Below are 16922 nucleotides of genomic sequence, written 5' to 3' on the forward strand. Positions count from 1 at the left end.
GCCATGGCTGACACCGCCTCCACTCCCGCGACCGCCCGCGCCAGCGCCAGCGCCACCTTCCCGCGCCTGCTCGGCGATGTCGGCGGCACCAACGTGCGCTTCGCGATCGAGTCCGCGCCGATGCAGATCGGGCCGGTGACCGCGCTCAAGGTCGCCGACTTTCCCTCGCTCGAAGCCGCAATGCGCCAGTTCCTGGATGGCCTGGCGGCCACCGGGCAGCGCTTGCCGCGCCATGCGGCGGTCGGGCTGGCCAATCCGGTCACCGGCGATCAGGTCAAGCTGACCAACCACAACTGGTCGTTCTCGATCGAGGGCATGCGCCGCGCGCTCGGCCTGCAGACTCTGGTGGCGCTGAACGACTTCACCGCGCTGGCGCTGGCCTTGCCGCACCTGCCGGCGGACGGCCTGGCGCGGGTGCGCAGCGGCACCGTGGTGCCGACCGCGCCGCTGGCGCTGGTGGGGCCGGGCACTGGGCTGGGCGTGTCGGGGCTGGTCCCCGCTCCGGGCGGGCAGATGGTGGCGCTGGCCGGCGAGGGTGGCCATATGGAACTGATGCCGGCCACCGACGATGAATGGGTGGCGTGGCGCGCGGTGCATCGCCAGCTCGGCCGGGTGTCCGCGGAACGGCTTTTATCGGGTGCCGGGCTGTCGCAGATCCATGCCGCGCTGGCCGCAGAAACGGGTACGCTTTTGCTCGCGCCGCTGCAGCCGGAGCAGGTCACCGACGGCGCGTTCCAGCGCAACGACCCGCTATGCCAGCGCACCATGACGGTGTTCTTCGGGCTGCTGGGCTCGGTCGTGGCGGATATCGCGCTGGTGCTGGGCGCCCGCGGCGGCGTCTATCTGGGCGGCGGCATCCTGCCGCGCTTCGTGCCGGCGCTGCAGGCCTCCACCTTCGCCGAGCGCTTTGTCGCCAAGGGCCGCATGCGCGGCTGGCTCGAAGACGTGCCGGTCCATGTCGTCACCGCGCGCCACCCCGCGCTGCCGGGGTTGGCGCGCGCGCTGGCCGAGCGCCTGGACCGCGAAGCGGGGAACGCCTAGCCATGCGCGTGCTGCTGGTGGAAGACGACGCCATGATCGGCGACAGCGTCAGGCAGGCGCTGCGGCAGGAGGGCTTCACCGTCGACTGGGTACGCGACGGCGACGCCGGCCTGGCCGCGGCCACGTCGTCGCAGGACGGCGAGGCCTGCTACGACCTGGTGCTGCTCGACCTCGGCCTGCCGCGCCGCTCGGGGCTGGACGTGCTGCGCACGCTGCGCACGCGCGGCGTGCCAACGCCGGTGCTGATCCTCACCGCGCGCGATGCGGTCGCCGACCGCGTCGCCGGCCTCAATGCCGGCGCCGACGACTACCTGGTCAAGCCTTTCGACCTGCAGGAACTGGCCGCGCGCATGCACGCGCTCGCGCGCCGCGCCGCGGGACGGGCCGAGCCGCTGGTGACCTATGGCGAGATCGTGCTCAACCCGTCCACGCGCGAGGTCACGCAACGCGGCGAGCCGGTGCGGCTGTCGGCGCGCGAGTTCGCGCTGCTGTCGGCGCTGATGTCGCGGCCGGGCAAGGTCTGGTCGGTGCCGCAGCTGCAGGAGCGCCTGTACGGCTGGGACGACGAGGTCGGCAGCAATACCGTCGAGGTCTATATCCACGCGCTGCGCAAGAAATTCGGCACCGCGCTGATCCGCAATATCCGCGGCGTGGGCTACGTGGTGCCGCGCCTGGACGGCGAGGGAGAGCCCGGCTGATGCGCTCCATCCAGCGAACGCTGCTGTGGTGGCTGGCAGCGGGACTGCTCGCCGGCATTGCCATCGCCACCGCGCTGATTTACGGCCAGGCGCGCCAGGAAGCGAACGCGCTGTTCGACTACCAGATGAAGCAGATGGCCGCGGCGCTGCCGAGCCAGTTTGCCAACCCCGTGGTGCCGCCCTTCATCGGCTCGCCCGGCGACCTGTCGCATGCCGACGAGGATGTCGTCATCCATATCTGGGACGGCTCCGGGCGCAGCCTGTACCTGTCGCACTCGCACCCGGCGCTGCCCGCGCGCGCCGAGCTGGGCTTCTCCAATGTGACCACGCAGCAGGGCGAATGGCGGCTGTACAGCATGCAGCTCGGGCCCACCGTGGTGCAGATCGCGCAGCCGATGAGCGCGCGCCGCACGCTGGCCGCGCGCATGGCGCTGCGTACCGTGGCGCCGCTGCTGTTGCTGCTGCCGCTGCTGGGCTGGCTGGTGTGGATGGCGGTGGGGCGCGGGCTGCGGCCGCTGCGCGAGATTGCTGCCGAAGTGCGCGCGCGCGACGCCACCACGCTCGCGCCGCTGGCGCTGCGGCAGATGCCGGACGAGATCGCGCCGCTCAGCGCCGCGCTGAACCAGCTGCTGGCGCGGCTCTCGCACGCCATCGACACGCAGCGCGCCTTCGTGGCCGACGCCGCGCACGCGCTGCGCACGCCGTTGGCCGCGCTGCAGCTGCAGGCCCAGCTGGTCGAGCGTGCCGACAGCGGCGCTGCGCGCGACGAGGCGCTCGCAAAGCTGCGCCAGGGGCTGGAGCGGCTGACCCATCTCGTCACGCAGCTGCTCACTCTGGCGCGGCAGGAGCCCGGCGCTGCCACGCCGCCGCACGAGCCGGTCGCGCTGCGCGCGCTGGCCACCGGCGTGGTGGCGGAGCTGGCCCAGGCTGCGCTGGATCGCGATATCGACCTGGGCGTGGATGGCGATGCCGACGCCGACGCGGCGCCTGCCATTGTGCATGGCGATGCCGATGCCTTGCGCATCCTGCTGACCAACCTGCTGGACAACGCGCTGGCCTATATCCCGGCCGGCAGCCGCGTCGACGTGCAGGTCGCGCGCGGCAGCGACGGGCGTTCGGTCGAGCTGGTGGTCAGCGACAACGGCCCCGGCATTCCGGCCGGGGAGCACGAACGCGTGTTCGACCGCTTCTACCGCGTGCCGGAGGCGCCGACCGGCGGCAGCGGGCTGGGCCTGGCGATCGTGGCGGAGATCGCGCAGTCGCACGGGGCGCGCGTGGCGCTGGAAGACGCGCGGCCGGGGCTGCGTGTCAGGGTTGTATTTCCAGCGGCCTGAGCCCCGGCCAAAGTCACGCAGAAATGGGTACGCTTTGCAGGTGCGACGCAATGCCATGCGGCGCGCCGCTGCAGGTTTGCGATCGCAATTCAGCCCCGCGAGCCATGCACAGGAGTCATTGCCAGTGGCCAGAAACGGGCACGCAGAAACGGGTACGCTCCCTCGCCGCGCGTATCATCGAAGTCCTCTCCTGTTCACATACAAAAGGCTCGCATGCGCGCAATCGGCAACTTCCTCTGGTTCATCCTCGGCGGCGTGGTGATGGGCCTGGCCTGGTGGCTGGCCGGGCTGCTCTGTTTTATCTCGATCGTCGGCATCCCGTGGGGCAAGGCCTGCTTCGTGATCGGCGGCTTCACCTTCTTCCCGTTCGGCAAGCAGGCCATCAGCCGGCGCGAGCTGACCGGGCGCGACGATGTCGGCACCGGCGCGCTGGGGCTGGTGGGCAATGTGCTGTGGTTTGTGTTTGCCGGCGTGTGGCTGGCGATCGGCCACGTGATGGCGGCGGTCGCCAACTTCGTCACCATCATCGGCATCCCGTTCGCGATCCAGCACCTGAAGCTGGCCGGCATCGCGCTGGCGCCGATCGGCCAGACCGTGGTCACCAACGAAGTAGCCGACGCCGCGCGCCGCGACGGTGCGCGCGCGCACGTGGACGGCTTGCGTCGCTAGGCGTCGTCGCTGGTCTTTGCGGCTAGTCCTCGTCGCTGTCCGCCGCGCCGTCCTGCCGGGCAGCGTGCGCGACCAGCCGGTCGAGCAGGCTGCCCAGCAGCGCCTGCTCATCCTCGCTCAGGCAGCCGAAGATCTCGTCATTGCGCCGCGCAATCATGGCGATCGCCTGCCGGTACAGCGGCTTGCCCTGCGCGGTTAGCGACAGCACCACGCCACGGCCATCGGCGGCGCTGGTTTCCTTGCTGACCAGCCCCCGTTCCACCAGCGCTTGCGCAGAGCGGCTCGCCTGGCCCTTGGTCAGGTTGGCGCGGTGCGCCAGCGCGTTGACCGACAGCGGCGCGAACGCGCCGATCGCGGCCAGGCAACGGCCTTCGCTCAGCAGCAGGCCGCACTGCTCCAGGTAGGCGGCGGCGCTGTCCTTGTCGCTGAGCTTGTTGACCTGGTGCAGGCGGTAGGTCAGGAACTGGTCCAGGCGTGGCAGTGGTTTCATGGCGATGTCCGGTCGGCGTCGGCATTGTAGTGCCTACGCCTGGCTGCGTGCCTCCGCCTCGTCGATCAATGCCAGCACCGGTGCCAGCGAATCCTGCCGGCTCATCAGCCCCAGGCACATCATCGCCAGCAGCAGCGGAGATCGTGCTTCGCCAACGCGGCCCAAGGCCTCGCACAGGCGGGTATAGGCGAGGTCGAGGTCATCAGCTTGCATGGCGGGCTCCGGCGGGTTGGGATTGCGGGGTTTGCATCAGGGGGGCGAGGGTTGCGCCGACCTCGTCCCATGCGGGCGCGCGCCAGCGCGACAGCACGTACCCGTCGGGGCGGATCGCGTAGAGCGTACCCGGCCGGGCACCGTAACGCGCCTGCGCCTGGCCGGCGACATCGGCAAGTGCGCCCTGCGCGGGGCCGGCGTTACCGTTGACGATCACGCGGGCCTGCAGTGTATGCGGATAGGCCTGCACCAGCGCGGCCAGCGGGGCAGGCAGCGTTGGCGAATCACCGAAGTACAGCAGCGTGAAGCGCTGCCCGAAGCATTGCGTCAGGTGGCCGATGCCTTCCGCGCTGGCGACGCGCGCCTCCGGAGCGGGCAACCCGGGCGCGGCGCCGGGGCAGTCGGCGCCGAAGTCGCTGGCGCCGTTCAGCGGCGAACCGGCATAGGCGATCGGTGCCGACTGGCGCGGGTTGATCAGCGACCGCACCGGGCTGCCGCCCTGCGCCAGCCGCAGCGTGGCCTCGCGCATCAGGCGGAAGGCAAAGTCGGGGGGCGCCATGAATTCGGTGCTCTTGGCGCCGTAGGCGATGTTCTGCCGGGTGGCGTGGACGCGTTCGGCCGAATAGGAGTCGAGCAGGCTGTCCGCGGCCTGGCCGCGCACGACCGCTGCCAGCTTCCACGCCAGGTTGCCGGCATCATCCAGCCCGGAGTTGAGCCCGCGCACGCCGAAGATCGGCACCAGGTGCGCGGCGTCGCCGGCGAACAGCACGCGGCCGTGGCGATAGTCCTGCAGCGTCAGGCACTTGGCGTTGTAGATCGAGATCCACAGCGGCTGCCAGGGCTCGGTCTCGCCGATCATGTCGAGGTGGCTCTGCACGCGCAGCAGCACGTTCTCCGGCTTGACCGCTTCCTCGGCATCCTCGTCGTCGCGGATCTGGTAGTCGATGCGCCAGACATCGTCGGGCTGGCGGTGCATCAGGATGGTCGAGCCCGGATTCGACGGCGGGTCGAACCAGGCCAGCCGCTCCACCTCGCGCCGGGTCTTCTGCACGATGTCGACAATGACATAGCGGCCTTCGTACTGGGTGCCTTCCATGCGCAGGCCCAGTTGCTCGCGCACCGTGCTGCGCCCGCCGTCGCAGGCGACCAGCCATTGCGCGTCGACCTGCACCACGCCGTCGGCGCTCTCGATTTCCGCGACCACGCCGCCGTCATGCGGACGCACCGTGCGCACGCGCGCGCCGAAGCGCACCTCGGCCGGCGTGGCGCCCCGCAGCGCGGCCTCGTGCGCGAATGCTTCGAGGTAGTACTGCTGGATATTGACCATCGGCGCAAAGCGCTCGTCCGGCTCGCTCGGCATGCGGAAATGCAGCACCTCGGCGTCGCGGTAGTAGCTGCGGCCGCCTACCCAGGGCAGGCCGGTTTCGACCGTTTGCTGGTCGGCGCCGACCCAGCCCAGGATCTCGAGCGAGCGGCGCGACATGCAGATGGCGCGGCTGCCGGCGCAGTAGCCGTCGTCGGCCTCCACTACCAGCGAGGCGACGCCGTAGCGCGCCAGCAGTGCCGCCAGCGCCAGCCCGACCGGGCCGCCGCCGGCGATCAGCACGGGTACGTGTCGGGGCCAGGGGCGCGGCGTCGCGGGAGGCGGTACCGGTGGCACGGCCGCGCGTGGTGCGGTGGAGTCGGTCATGGCTGGTCTCGTTTGATGTAATTGGTTTCGTACGCAACTATATCCCAGATGGTTGCGCACGAAACCAGTGTTTACCCGGCTGGCTCGGCGGCGCCGCCCTGTAAAGAGAGACAAGTCGCACATCGCCTACCCGGTACCGTGGCCTATGCTTCGCAGAACGCACCCCGCTACTGCTGCCTGCGAACCTTCGCCATGCCAACCCTGCCCACCGACGCCGTGCACCGCGCCAGCTGGCTGCCCGCTGCCGGCAGCTGGCGCTACCACGCGCTGCTGGGCGCGGCCGGCATGCTGGTGCTCGGTCCACTTGGCGGCATTGCCGCCGCCTACATGAATTTCTCGCTGGGCTTCTTTGTCGGTGGCCAGGTGCTGGCCGGCATACTCGGCTCGGTGGTGACGGCCAGCTACGGCGCCCCGGGCCGGCATGGCGCCAACTACATCCAGACCGCGGCGGCATCGGTGGCTGGCATGGGCGGCATGGCGGTGGTGCTGCAGGCGATGACCTGGCTCGGCCTGGCACAGCCGCCGCTGTGGCAGCTGGTGCTCTACATGCTGTGCATCGGCATGTACGGCGTGGGCATCGGCATGCTGTACACGCCGTTGCTGGTGGACCGGATGCAGCTGACGTTCCCGTCGGGACTGGCGGTTGCCAATATCCTGCGCGCGCTGACCGACCCGGTGCTGCTGCGGCGCTCGGTGGCGCGGCTGGGCGGCGGCATGGCGCTGGGGCTGGCCAGCGGCCTGGGCGCGGCGCGCGTGTCGTGGCTGGCGGCGCTGGACCTGTCGGCGGCGACATTCGGCGCGGGCATGATCGTCGGGGCGCGCATCGGCATTGCCGCGCTGGTGGGCGGCCTTGCCGGCTGGGCGCTGACGCCGTGGTTCGTGTCGGTGGGATGGCTCGCGCCTGGCGAACCATATCGCAAGGCCACCTTCCTGGTGGCGCTGGGGATGATCATGGGGGCGGCCGCGCTCGATGTCGCGCTGCTGCTGGCGCAGGCGTGGCGGCAGTGGCGTAGCCGGGCCCCGCGAAAGGCGCAGGCGCGGCGTGGACCCGGCATGGCCTGGGTGGCCGCGTGGGCGCTGCTGTGGGGCACCGCCACGGTCGCGGCGGGCGTCGCGTGGTTCGGCCAGCCGCCGGTCTTCCAGCTGATGGCGGTGCTGCTGGTGCTGGTGTTCGCGCTGGTCAACGGCATCTCGGTCGGCATGGTCGACCAGAACCCGATCTCGTCCGCCTTCGTGCTGACGGTGATCCTGATGGCCGCGGCCGGCTTGCGCGCGCCGCATGTCGGCCTGATCGCGGCGACGGTGCTGCTGGTGGCGACCGCCGAAGCCAGCGACATGCAGCAGGACCGCTCCACCGGCTGGCGCCTGGGCAGCGACCGCATGGTGCAGTTCGGCTACCAGGTTGCCGGCATCGTGGTAGGCGCGCTTGTGGCCGTGGCGATGGCGCGGCTGTTCATGCAGGCGTATCCGGTGCTGGCGCTGGACCAGACACAACTGCCGGCGGACCAGCAGCCGGCGCGCTGGGCCTCGGCCATGACCTACAAGATCGTCGGCGTGCTGCACGGGCTGGCGCAGCCGCGCGCCGCCCAGCATGCCGCGGTCGCGCTCGGGCTGGCCCTGGGGCTGGCTACGGCGGTGCTGCGCAAGGTCATCCTGGGCGGCCCGGCGTGGCAGCGCTTCGCGCAGTCTGGCCGGCGGGGCAGGGTGGCGGACTTTTTGCTGGATGCGGTGCTGTTGCCGTCACCCTATGCATCGTCCTTCGGCGGCTTCGTCAACCTGGCGGCGGCCGGCTGGATGGCCGCGGGCGGCGTGGCGGCAAGCGTCGGCGGCGCTTTGGCCGGGCGCAGGCCTGGGGCGAGGCGTGAGCGGCAGGCGCTGCCCGAGGACATGAGCACCGCATCGCTGCTGGGTGGCGGCCTGATCGCCGGCGACGCGCTGGCGGCACTGGCCCTCGGCCTGGCCGGGCTGCTCGCAGTGACGTGGAACTGACACAGGCGGATTGTCAAATTTTGTTGACGCTTCTGTCCAATCTCCAGTGGATTGTCAAATCGCGCCGCCGGCGTACCATGTCGGCCAGACCGACGTATTGCCTGACCCGGAGAATCCTCATGGCCCTTGACCAAGAATCCTTTGCCCTGCTGCGCGCCTCGGTGCAGCGCTTCATCGACGAACGCCTGAAGCCCGCCGAGGACACGCTGGAAGAGACCGACGACGTCCCCGCCGATATCGTCGCGGACATGAAGGAGATGGGCCTGTTCGGCATCTCCATTCCCGAAAACTACGGCGGCATCGGCCTGTCGATGTCGCAGGAATGCGATGTGGTGTATGACCTCGGCCACACCGCGTTTGCCTTCCGCTCGGTGTTCGGCACCAACGTCGGCATCGGCTCGCAGGGCATCCTGATGGATGGCACCGAGGAGCAGAAGCAGTCTTACCTGCCGCGTATCGCCAGCGGCGACCTGATCATCTCGTTTGCGCTGACCGAACCGAATGCCGGCTCCGACGCAGCCTCGCTGCAGACCAGGGCGGAGCTTGACGGCGACCACTACGTCATCAACGGCACCAAGCGCTTTATCACCAACGCACCGCGCGCCGGCGCCTTCACGCTGATGGCGCGCACCGGCGGTGCGGGTGCCTCGGGCATTTCGTCCTTCATCGTGCCGGCCGACACCCCGGGCATCTCGCTGGGCAAGCCGGACAAGAAGATGGGCCAGCGCGGCACAAAGACCTGCGACGTGGTGCTGGAGAACGTGCGCGTGCCCGCCGCCAACATCATCGGCGGCGTGCCGGGCGTGGGCTTCAAGACCGCCATGAAGGTGCTCGACCGCGGCCGCCTGCATATCTCGGCACTGGCCTGCGGCATGGCGCATCGCCTGATCACCGACGCGGTGGCATATGCCAAGGAGCGCAAGCAGTTCGGCAAGCCCATCGGCGACTTCCAGCTGATCCAGGCGATGCTGGCCGACAGCCAGGCCGAGCTCTACGCCGGCCTGTCGATGGTGCGTGACTGCGCGCAGCGCTACGACGCCAAGCCCGCCGGCAAGAGCGATCCGGAAGTCAGCATGCTGGCCTCCTGCACCAAGATGTTCTGTACCGAGATGGTGGGCCGCGTGGCCGACCGCGCGGTGCAGATCCACGGCGGCGCCGGCTATATCGCCGAGTACAAGGCTGAGCGCTTCTACCGCGACGTGCGCCTGCTGCGCCTGTATGAAGGCACCACGCAGATCCAGCAGCTGATCATCGCCAAGCAGCTGCTGCGCGACTGACCATGCAAACGCCCGGCGCGGCAGGAGTCGACATGGACGATTGGCAGGATCGCGGGCCGGCAGGCCATGACGTTGACACGCCGCACCGCCTGCGCGCGGTGGTGGCGTCCTATCGCACTGCGCTACAGGCGTACACGCTGGCGGTATCGCCCGCGGAGCTGATGGCGCTGGGCGCGGTGCCGGCCAATATGGCGCAGGACAGCGACCCGCGCGCGCACGCGCACCTGGCGCGCTTGCGCGGCAAGGTGCAGGCCAGCGGCATTGCGCTGCCCGGCGCGATCGTGCTGGCGGTAAGCGGCGGCAGCCTGCATTGCGAATGCGATCACCTGTACACGCTGCAGCTGCAGCCATGCCGCGGCGACCGCCTGATCGTGATGGAAGGCTACGAGCGCCTGCTGGCGCTGGCGCATGGCGAACGCCGCCAATGCAAGACGCTGGTGTCGGCAGTCATGTGGCGCACGGCGCTGGACAGCGCCGCGCAGGTGTCGCCGGCCGATGCCGGCGAGCTTGCCGATGATGCGGCCGAGTCAATCGCCGCTGCCGCCACGCAATCGTGCGCGGCGCGATGGGCCAACGCGACGCGGGTCTGGCACTGATCGCGCCGCGTGCAATATAGAAGGTCGAAGGCCGCCGGCATGGCGGCCTTTGCTTTTGGTTGCAGCGCTTATTGCTCGCTTATTGCTCGCTTTTTGGCTGCGGCCACACTCCATCGACATCGCGCAGCAGGTGGCCCGCGAGAATATAGTCCCCGAGCCGCGTGGCCTTGGCCTCGAGGTCGAGCAGTTCATGGTCCGCCAGCGTGCCGAGATCGAACTGGCAATAGAGATTGCGTTGGCGGAACGTGCCCTTGGGTTTGGCAAGCCCTTCGATCAGGGCTTCGCGGGAGCGGACGGCGATGCTTTCCTGTCCGCGATACTGCACCTTGATACCGCGCTTTTCTCCGAGCCTGCCGAGTTCGACCGCATCCTGCCAGCCTGTCTCGTAGTCCAGCTCCAGCGCCAGCACGTTTTCCGAGGCCAGAAGCCGGAGCGCTTCTGCCTTGCTGCCAGCTCGCACGATTGACATCCACACCTCTTGTATCGACTTATACTGTACGAATATACAGTCAACCCGGGGTCGCGGCAAGAGCCTGCACCGCGGCGATGCCTACATGCCCGGCCTTGCGCGCCCCGGCCGTTAGCCTAGCCGCCCGGGCAGCTGCTGCCTGGCCGGTCCTGCGCTTCCCGCCAGTGCAGCCGAACTTTGTTTCCCCGGTATGTCAGGGCTGCGCGGCCGATGTGGCGCCGGCGGCTTCAGTGTTCGCCCCGCCGCCTGCCTGGCTGCCGCTGGCCGCCTCGCGTGCCTGAGTCGGCTGCGCCGCAGGCGCGCCGCTGAAGTCGCCCGCATAGACGCGCGACATGCCACCCGCCTGCATATAGCGCCGGATCGCGGCGTTGACCGATTCCGTCGTGGCCGCGCGCAGCCGAGCCTCGAGTTCCGCGGTGAAGGCCATGGTGCGGCCCAGGTAGAGCTGGTTGGCAAGCGCACCCGCCAGCGCCGCGTCATTGCTGCGGCTGACCGTGCCCTGCTGCAGCAGGCCGCTGACCGCTTCTGCCAGTTCCGGTGCGGTGATGCCGTCACGTGTGAAGCGCTCGAGCTCGTCGGCGACCGCGCGCTGCAAGCGCGCGAGGTTCTGCGGCGCGTATTGCGCCTGCACGCCGAAGCGGCCGGCGCGGTCGAGCGCGCCCACCTGTACCCAGCTGCTGGCGCCATAGCTCAACCCTTCCTGCTGGCGCAGGCGGTCGGCCAGCCGGCTGCGCAGGCTGGCACCACCCAGCACGCGGTTTGCGATCATCATCAGCGCATAGTCCGGCGAGTCGCTGGTCAGGTCGATCGGCGCCGCGGCCACGTAGACGGCATTGGCCTTGCCCGGCGCGGGCAGCGTGAATTCGGCCGGCGCAATCGGCACGAACGGCCGGTCGACGCGTTCAAACGGCTGCGCCGCGGTCCAGTCGCCGAACAGCTGCGCGACCTGCGCCGCCGCGGCCGGCGCATCGAAGTCGCCTACCAGGCTCAGTTGCGCATTGCCCGCGCCGTAGAAACGCGCGTGGAAATCGCGCACCTGCGCCAGCGTGGCCGCGCGCAGGTCGGCGATGTTCTCGGCAAAGCTGCGCGCGTGGCGCGGATCGCCCATGGGATACGGATCGCCGTGACGGCCCAGTGCGTTCGACGCCATCACGCCCGGCTGGCTCTGGATGCTTTCGATATCCGCGATGCTGGTCTTGCGCAGCGTCTCGAACTCCGCTTCGGGAAAGTCCGGCGCGCGCAGGATCTCGCGCAGCAGTGCCAGCAGTTCGGGCAGCTGCGTCCGGCGTGTCTCGAAGCTGACGGTCACGCGCTCCGAACTGCCGCCGATGCCGACGCGCGCGCGCAGCGCCTCGATGCGATCGGCGATCTGCTCGCGGTTCATGCCGGCGGCGCCGCGCCGAAGCATTGACGCGGTCATCGCCCCCACCGTGGTCAGCCCTTGCAGGCTCTGCACGTCGCCCATGCGCAGCACCAGCACGCCATGCACCACCTCGCCGCGCGCGGGCTTGGGCAACAGGGCTAGCTGCATGCCGTTGGCCAGCGTCTGGCGCGTGGTATGTGCGTCGATATTGGCGGGGCTGGGGTCGAACGGCGCGACCGCGGCCAGCGCCGGCTTGCCCTGGTAGCCGCTGACCATCGCGGCGACATCAGGCTTGCCGGGCACCTGCGCGCGGGCTGGCTGCGCGGACGGTACGAACAGGCCCACGGTGCGGTTTGACGACTGCAGGTAGTTCTGTGCCACGCGCTGCACGTCCGCCAGCGTGGTGGTCTCGATGCGATCGCGGTTCAGGAAGAACAGCCGCCAGTCGCCTTTTGCAATGGCCTCCGACAGGGCGATGCCAAGCGCGCCGGGGTCGCTCATGTAGTGGTCGTAGGCATTGCGCATGCGCACGCGTGCGCGTTCCAGCTCGGCTTCGGTCACGGGGGCCTCGGCAAAGCCTTCGACCTGCGTGATCAGGCCCGCGCGCGCGGCTGCCAGCGACTGGTCCCTGGACGTCTCCGCCATGAACAGCAGCGTGCCGGGGTCCTTCATCGCATAGAACGCGCTGCCGATCGAAGCGGCCTGGCCGCGCTCGACCAGCGCCTTGTACAGGCGCCCGCCGGGCGTGTCGCCGAGGATGATCGTCAGCAGCGACAGCGCCGTGGTGTCGGGATGTGCGCCGGGGCTGACGTGGTACTGCGCGGCCACCAGGCTGTTGTCGCCGGGCCGCATGATCACCAGTTCGCGCGCGCCTTCCTGCGCCGGCTCGACCGTATGCTCGGGCGGCAGCACGCGCGTGGGGCGCGGGATCGGGCCGAAGTAGCGCTCGATGCGTGCCAGCGTGGCGGCGGGATCGAACTTGCCCGCCACCACCAGCACCGCGTTGTCCGGCTGGTAGTAGCGCCGGTAGAACGCGCGCAGGTTGTCGATGCTGACGTTCTCGACGTCGCTGCGCGCGCCGATCGGTGCCTTGCCGTAGTTGTGCCAGCGGTATGCGGCGGACATGGTCTGCTGCATCAGCATGCGCGACGGGCTGTTCTCGCCCATTTCCATCTCGTTGCGCACCACAGTCATCTCGCTGTCGAGGTCGGCCTTGGACAGCACGCTGTTCACCATGCGGTCCGCTTCCATGCGCAGCGCCCAGTCGAGGTTTTCGTCGCTGGCGGCAAAGGTGCCGAAATAATTGGTACGGTCCTGCGTGGTGGTGCCGTTGACGCTCATGCCGCGCCGCGCGAACTCGGTCGGAATGGCCTTGCCCGGCAGCGAAGGCGTGCCCTTGAACAGCAGGTGCTCGAGCAGGTGGGCCATGCCGGTCTCGCCATAGTTCTCGTGGCGGCTGCCCACGAGGTAGGTGATATTGACCGTGGTGGTGGGCTTGGCCGCGTCCGGGGCCATGACGATGCGCAGGCCGTTGGGCAGGCGGTATTCGGTGATGCCCTCCACAGTGGCGACCTGCTGCGCCTGCGCAGGCGATGCCGCCGGCACCGGCTGCACGGGTTGCGCCGGCGCGGGCAGCGGGGCCAGCAAGGCAAGCATCGACAGGTGCAGGGCAAAACGGCGCATGGCATCTCCGGTGTGGGCTGGCTGCCGGGTAATGAGCTGAAGGGGGGCGCGGCAGTGGCGCAAAGCGCAATTCTAGCCGCCGCCCATACCCGGAACTGTGCCGCAGCCCACCTCTGCATGCCAGAGGGAAATGTCCGAATCCAGCCGGTGCCCAGGCGGCCGAAGCGGTAGCATGCCTGCATGAACCTTGATCCCGACACCTGCTACAAGGCCGTGGCATCGCATGACCGCCGCTTCGACGGGCGCTTCTTCGTAGGCGTCTCCTCGACCGGTGTGTACTGCCGGCCGGTGTGCGCAGTACGCACCCCCAAGCGCGAGAACTGCACCTTCTACGAAAGTGCCGCCGCCGCCGAGAAGCACGGCTTCCGGCCCTGCCTGCGCTGCCGCCCGGAACTGGCGCCCGGGCACGGGCTTGCCGATATCTCGGGCCGGCTCGCGCAGGCCGCCGCCACGCTGATCGACGAAGGCTTCATGGCCGAAGGCAGCGTCACCACGCTGGCCGCGCGCATCGGCGTGACCGAGCGGCATTTGCGGCGCCTGTTCGATGCGCAGTTCGGTGTCTCGGTGCTCGAGTACGCGCAGACCCAGCGGCTGCTGCTGGCCAAGCGCCTGCTGGCCGACACCGCGCTGCCGGTGACCGAGGTGGCGCTGGCGGCCGGCTTCGGCAGCGTGCGCCGCTTCAACGATGTGCTGAAGACGCGCTACGGCCTGACCCCGCTCGCGCTGCGCCGGCGCGCTGCCGACGGCGTGGCCGACCGGCTCGTGTTCGAGCTTGGCTACCGGCCGCCGCTGGCGTGGGAGGCGCTGCTGGGCTTCCTGGCCGCGCGCGCGGTGGATGGCATCGAAGAGATCCGCGACGGCGCCTATGCGCGCACGCTGCGCGTGGAAGCGGGCGGCACCGTGCATGACGGCTGGGTCCGCATTGAGCATGTGCCGCGCCGCATGGTGTTGCGCGTGACCTTGTCGGCGTCGCTGGCGCGCGCGATCCCGCAGGCGCTGGGCAAGGTGCGGCGCCTGTGCGACCTGGGCTGCCGCCCCGATGTGGTCGACCGCCATCTCGGCGAACTCGCGCAGGCCGTGCCGGGCATGCGGTTGCCGGGCAGCGTCGACGGGTTTGAGATTGCCGTGCGTGCGGTGGTGGGTCAGGTCATTTCGGTGGCGCACGCGCGCCGCATCCTGGCCGCACTGGCGCAGCGCGCGGATTCGGCGGCAACGCTGCCCGATGCCCTGCCGGGCAGTCTGCGCTACCTGTTCCCGAGCGCCGCCGCCATCGCCGCCATGCCGCCGCAGGACCTGCGCGACGCCGGCGTGCCGGCGGGCAAGGCGCACACGTTGCAGGCGCTGGCGCAGCGCGTGGCCGACGGCACACTCGCGCTTGACGCGCACGCGCCGCCCGAAGCGACCGTCGCGGCGCTGCGCGCCATCGACGGCATCGGCGACTGGACCGCGCAGTACGTCGCCATGCGCGCGCTGGGCTGGCCCGATGCCTTCCCTGGCACCGACTATGCGCTGCGCAAGGTGCTGGGCGTCGGCACCGTCAGTGCAATGCACGCGCGCACTGCGCAATGGGCGCCGTGGCGCGCCTATGCGGCGGTCCACCTGTGGCATCGCTATGAGACCATGAAGGACGCGCCCGCCGCGTCCGAACCGGAGACCATGACATGAGCAGCTATCGCCAGATCGACAGCCCGCTGGGCACCATGCTGTTGCGCGCGGAAGGGACGCACCTGACCGGCGTCTTCTTCGCGGGGCAGAAGTACTATCCCGCCAACGTCGCAGCAAGCAGTGGCGAAGCATCGCTGCAGGAGGCGGCCGTGCTCGAACGCGCCGCGCTGGAGCTGGCCGAATACTTCGCCGGCAAGCGCGACGCCTTTACCGTGCCGGTGCGCTTCGCGGGCAGCCCGTTCCAGCAGCGCGTCTGGCACGCGCTGCAGGCCATTCCATGCGGCGCAACGGCGTCCTACGGCGAACTGGCCGGCGCCCTCGGCCTGCCGCCGACGCACGCGCGCGCGGTCGGCGGCGCGGTGGGGCGCAACCCGCTGTCCGTCATCGTGCCCTGCCATCGCGTGCTCGGCACTGCCGGCGCGCTGACGGGCTACGCCGGCGGCATCGAGCGCAAGCGCGCGCTGTTGCGGCGCGAGGGTGTCGGCCCGGCGGGCGCTTGAGCCGGCGCCATGCCGCGCCTGTTTTTCGCCGTGGAAGTGCCGCCGGCGCGGGCGGAGCGGTTGCTGTCGACCCTGCCGGAGGCGACCGGCCTGCGCCCGGTGCCGGCCACGCAGGTTCATCTGACCCTGCATTTCCTCGGCGAATGCGGCGTGCCCGAGGCGCAGCTGAACGCCGCGCTCGACGGACTCGCAGCGCCCGCCTTCACGCTGCAGGCTGCAGGCACCGGCCGCTTCCGGACCGGCCAGGGCTCGGTGCTGTGGGCCGGCCTCGCGCCGGGTCCCGGGCTTGACGCACTGCGCGCGCTGCATGCCGCGGTGGGGCAGGCGCTGGCACAGGCCGCCGGCATCGAGCCGGAGCGCCGCCGCTACCACCCACACCTGACGCTGGCACGCTGCCGCCCGACGGTACCCGAGGCCATGTTGCGCGCCTGGCTCGACGCGCAACGGATGCTCGCCAGCGATCCCTGGCCGGTGCAGCGGCTGGTGCTGTTCGAAAGCCGGCTGGGACCGCAGGGCGCGGAGCACCTCGTGCTGCAGGCGTGGCCACTGGCCCGGCCTGCTGCTACGCCAGGTTGCTGAGCCCCAGCGCGGCCCCGAGCCCGCACAGCACCGACCCGATGGCGCCGTCCAGCAGACGTTGGCGGCGCAGCATCGCCGCCCGCAACGCCGGCGCGGCGAATACACCGGCCACCAGGCTGAACCACGCCAGGTGCGCCAGCGACATGAACGCACCGTAGCCGAACTGCACCGGCACCGGCGTGTGCGCGTCGACCACCTGCGTATAGGTGCTGACCACGAACAGCGTGCATTTCGGGTTCAGCGCATTGGTCAGGAAGCCCATGCGCAAGGCCGCGGCCGGCCGCAGTGCCGGGGCGCCGTGCAGGTCGACCGCCAGCGGCGCGCGCCGGCGCAGCGTCTGCAGGCCGATCCACACCAGGTAGGCCGCGCCCAGCGCCTTCACCACCGTCAGCACGCTGTGCGCATGCGCCATCAGCAGCGCCACGCCGAACATCGTGTACAGCACATGGACCTGCACCCCCATTGCGATGCCAAGGGCGCTGAGCAGCCCGGCGCGGCGGCCGTACAGGTAGCTGTTGCGGGTCACCATGGCGAAATCCGGGCCGGGGCTGACCACGGCGAGCACGGTCACGGCGGCGACCGCCAGCGGTTCGACGACTGGAAGGGCAACTGGAATCATTTTGTGTGAGGTTACGTTGGGGTTGAGAGCCGATCGCCGCCGCCGGA

16 protein-coding genes are annotated in these 16922 nt (G+C 70.2%); 10 read left to right on the forward strand and 6 right to left on the reverse strand.

What is annotated here, in order from left to right; translation table 11 throughout:
- Window positions 1-3 precede the first annotated feature (3 nt).
- From glk to ACAD63_RS21995, 4 genes are all read left to right on the forward strand, one after another.
- The gene (glk, locus tag ACAD63_RS21980) at window positions 4-1041 is read left to right on the forward strand and encodes a glucokinase (protein WP_135703347.1); all 1038 of its coding nucleotides are present in this window, start codon (window positions 4-6) and stop codon (window positions 1039-1041) included.
- A gap of 2 nt (window positions 1042-1043) precedes the next feature.
- Entirely contained in the window at window positions 1044-1739 is a 696-nt protein-coding gene (locus ACAD63_RS21985) for a response regulator (protein WP_434034340.1), read from the forward strand.
- Window positions 1739-3073, forward strand: a complete 1335-nt coding sequence (locus ACAD63_RS21990) for a sensor histidine kinase (RefSeq protein ID WP_195430365.1) — start codon at window positions 1739-1741, stop codon at window positions 3071-3073. Before ACAD63_RS21985 ends, ACAD63_RS21990 begins: the two co-directional genes overlap by 1 nt.
- Before the next feature lie 213 nt (window positions 3074-3286).
- Complete coding sequence (locus ACAD63_RS21995; RefSeq protein WP_133095580.1) at window positions 3287-3742, forward strand: YccF domain-containing protein; 456 nt, start codon at window positions 3287-3289, stop codon at window positions 3740-3742.
- A 22-nt stretch (window positions 3743-3764) separates the two neighbouring features.
- Here the strand turns inward: ACAD63_RS21995 and ACAD63_RS22000 are convergent, their stop codons facing one another.
- Genes ACAD63_RS22000 through ACAD63_RS22010 form a run of 3 tightly spaced genes read right to left on the reverse strand, consistent with a single transcriptional unit; the run spans window position 3765 to window position 6135 of the window.
- Complete coding sequence (locus tag ACAD63_RS22000) at window positions 3765-4232, reverse strand: MarR family winged helix-turn-helix transcriptional regulator (protein WP_135703344.1); 468 nt, start codon at window positions 4230-4232, stop codon at window positions 3765-3767.
- 33 nt (window positions 4233-4265) lie between these two features.
- Window positions 4266-4445 carry a hypothetical protein gene (locus ACAD63_RS22005; RefSeq protein ID WP_135703343.1) on the reverse strand — a complete coding sequence of 60 codons (180 nt, stop codon included), beginning with the start codon at window positions 4443-4445 and terminating at the stop codon, window positions 4266-4268.
- Window positions 4435-6135: an FAD-dependent oxidoreductase gene (locus tag ACAD63_RS22010; RefSeq protein ID WP_135703342.1), complete on the reverse strand. Its 1701-nt coding sequence runs from the start codon at window positions 6133-6135 to the stop codon at window positions 4435-4437. Before ACAD63_RS22010 ends, ACAD63_RS22005 begins: the two co-directional genes overlap by 11 nt.
- Window positions 6136-6327: 192 nt before the next feature.
- On the opposite strand from ACAD63_RS22010, the gene ACAD63_RS22015 reads away from it, so the two are divergent.
- The 3 genes from ACAD63_RS22015 to ACAD63_RS22025 all read left to right on the forward strand — a co-directional run bounded on the left by ACAD63_RS22015 (window position 6328) and on the right by ACAD63_RS22025 (window position 9997).
- A complete protein-coding gene (locus ACAD63_RS22015) occupies window positions 6328-8124 on the forward strand; it encodes an OPT/YSL family transporter (protein WP_135703341.1) in 1797 nt (598 codons plus the stop codon).
- Between the two features lie 119 nt (window positions 8125-8243).
- Complete coding sequence (locus ACAD63_RS22020; protein WP_133095585.1) at window positions 8244-9401, forward strand: acyl-CoA dehydrogenase family protein; 1158 nt, start codon at window positions 8244-8246, stop codon at window positions 9399-9401.
- A gap of 32 nt (window positions 9402-9433) precedes the next feature.
- Window positions 9434-9997: a hypothetical protein gene (locus ACAD63_RS22025; protein WP_135703340.1), complete on the forward strand. Its 564-nt coding sequence runs from the start codon at window positions 9434-9436 to the stop codon at window positions 9995-9997.
- 79 nt (window positions 9998-10076) lie between these two features.
- Here ACAD63_RS22025 and ACAD63_RS22030 read toward each other — a convergent pair whose 3' ends face one another.
- Window positions 10077-10466 (reverse strand): PHA-granule associated protein 4, encoded by a 390-nt coding sequence (locus ACAD63_RS22030; protein WP_135703339.1) that lies wholly within the window; start codon window positions 10464-10466, stop codon window positions 10077-10079.
- A 193-nt stretch (window positions 10467-10659) separates the two neighbouring features.
- Window positions 10660-13512 carry a M16 family metallopeptidase gene (locus tag ACAD63_RS22035; protein WP_135703338.1) on the reverse strand — a complete coding sequence of 951 codons (2853 nt, stop codon included), beginning with the start codon at window positions 13510-13512 and terminating at the stop codon, window positions 10660-10662.
- A gap of 180 nt (window positions 13513-13692) precedes the next feature.
- Here ACAD63_RS22035 and ACAD63_RS22040 point away from each other — a divergent pair, with 180 nt between their 5' ends.
- Genes ACAD63_RS22040 through thpR form a run of 3 tightly spaced genes read left to right on the forward strand, consistent with a single transcriptional unit; the run spans window position 13693 to window position 16256 of the window.
- The gene (locus tag ACAD63_RS22040; RefSeq protein ID WP_135703337.1) at window positions 13693-15177 is read left to right on the forward strand and encodes an AlkA N-terminal domain-containing protein; all 1485 of its coding nucleotides are present in this window, start codon (window positions 13693-13695) and stop codon (window positions 15175-15177) included.
- Entirely contained in the window at window positions 15174-15677 is a 504-nt protein-coding gene (locus ACAD63_RS22045) for a methylated-DNA--[protein]-cysteine S-methyltransferase (RefSeq protein ID WP_135703336.1), read from the forward strand. Before ACAD63_RS22040 ends, ACAD63_RS22045 begins: the two co-directional genes overlap by 4 nt.
- Window positions 15678-15686: 9 nt before the next feature.
- Window positions 15687-16256, forward strand: coding sequence for an RNA 2',3'-cyclic phosphodiesterase (gene thpR, locus ACAD63_RS22050; protein ID WP_135703335.1), 570 nt, complete (start codon window positions 15687-15689; stop codon window positions 16254-16256).
- On the opposite strand, the gene ACAD63_RS22055 is transcribed toward thpR, so the two are convergent.
- Window positions 16240-16875, reverse strand: coding sequence for a LysE family transporter (locus ACAD63_RS22055; protein ID WP_434034341.1), 636 nt, complete (start codon window positions 16873-16875; stop codon window positions 16240-16242). The genes thpR and ACAD63_RS22055 overlap by 17 nt on opposite strands.
- Window positions 16876-16922: the final 47 nt, after the last annotated feature.

Source organism: Cupriavidus sp. a3 (assembly GCF_051015765.1).
Taxonomy (GTDB): domain Bacteria; phylum Pseudomonadota; class Gammaproteobacteria; order Burkholderiales; family Burkholderiaceae; genus Cupriavidus; species Cupriavidus oxalaticus_A.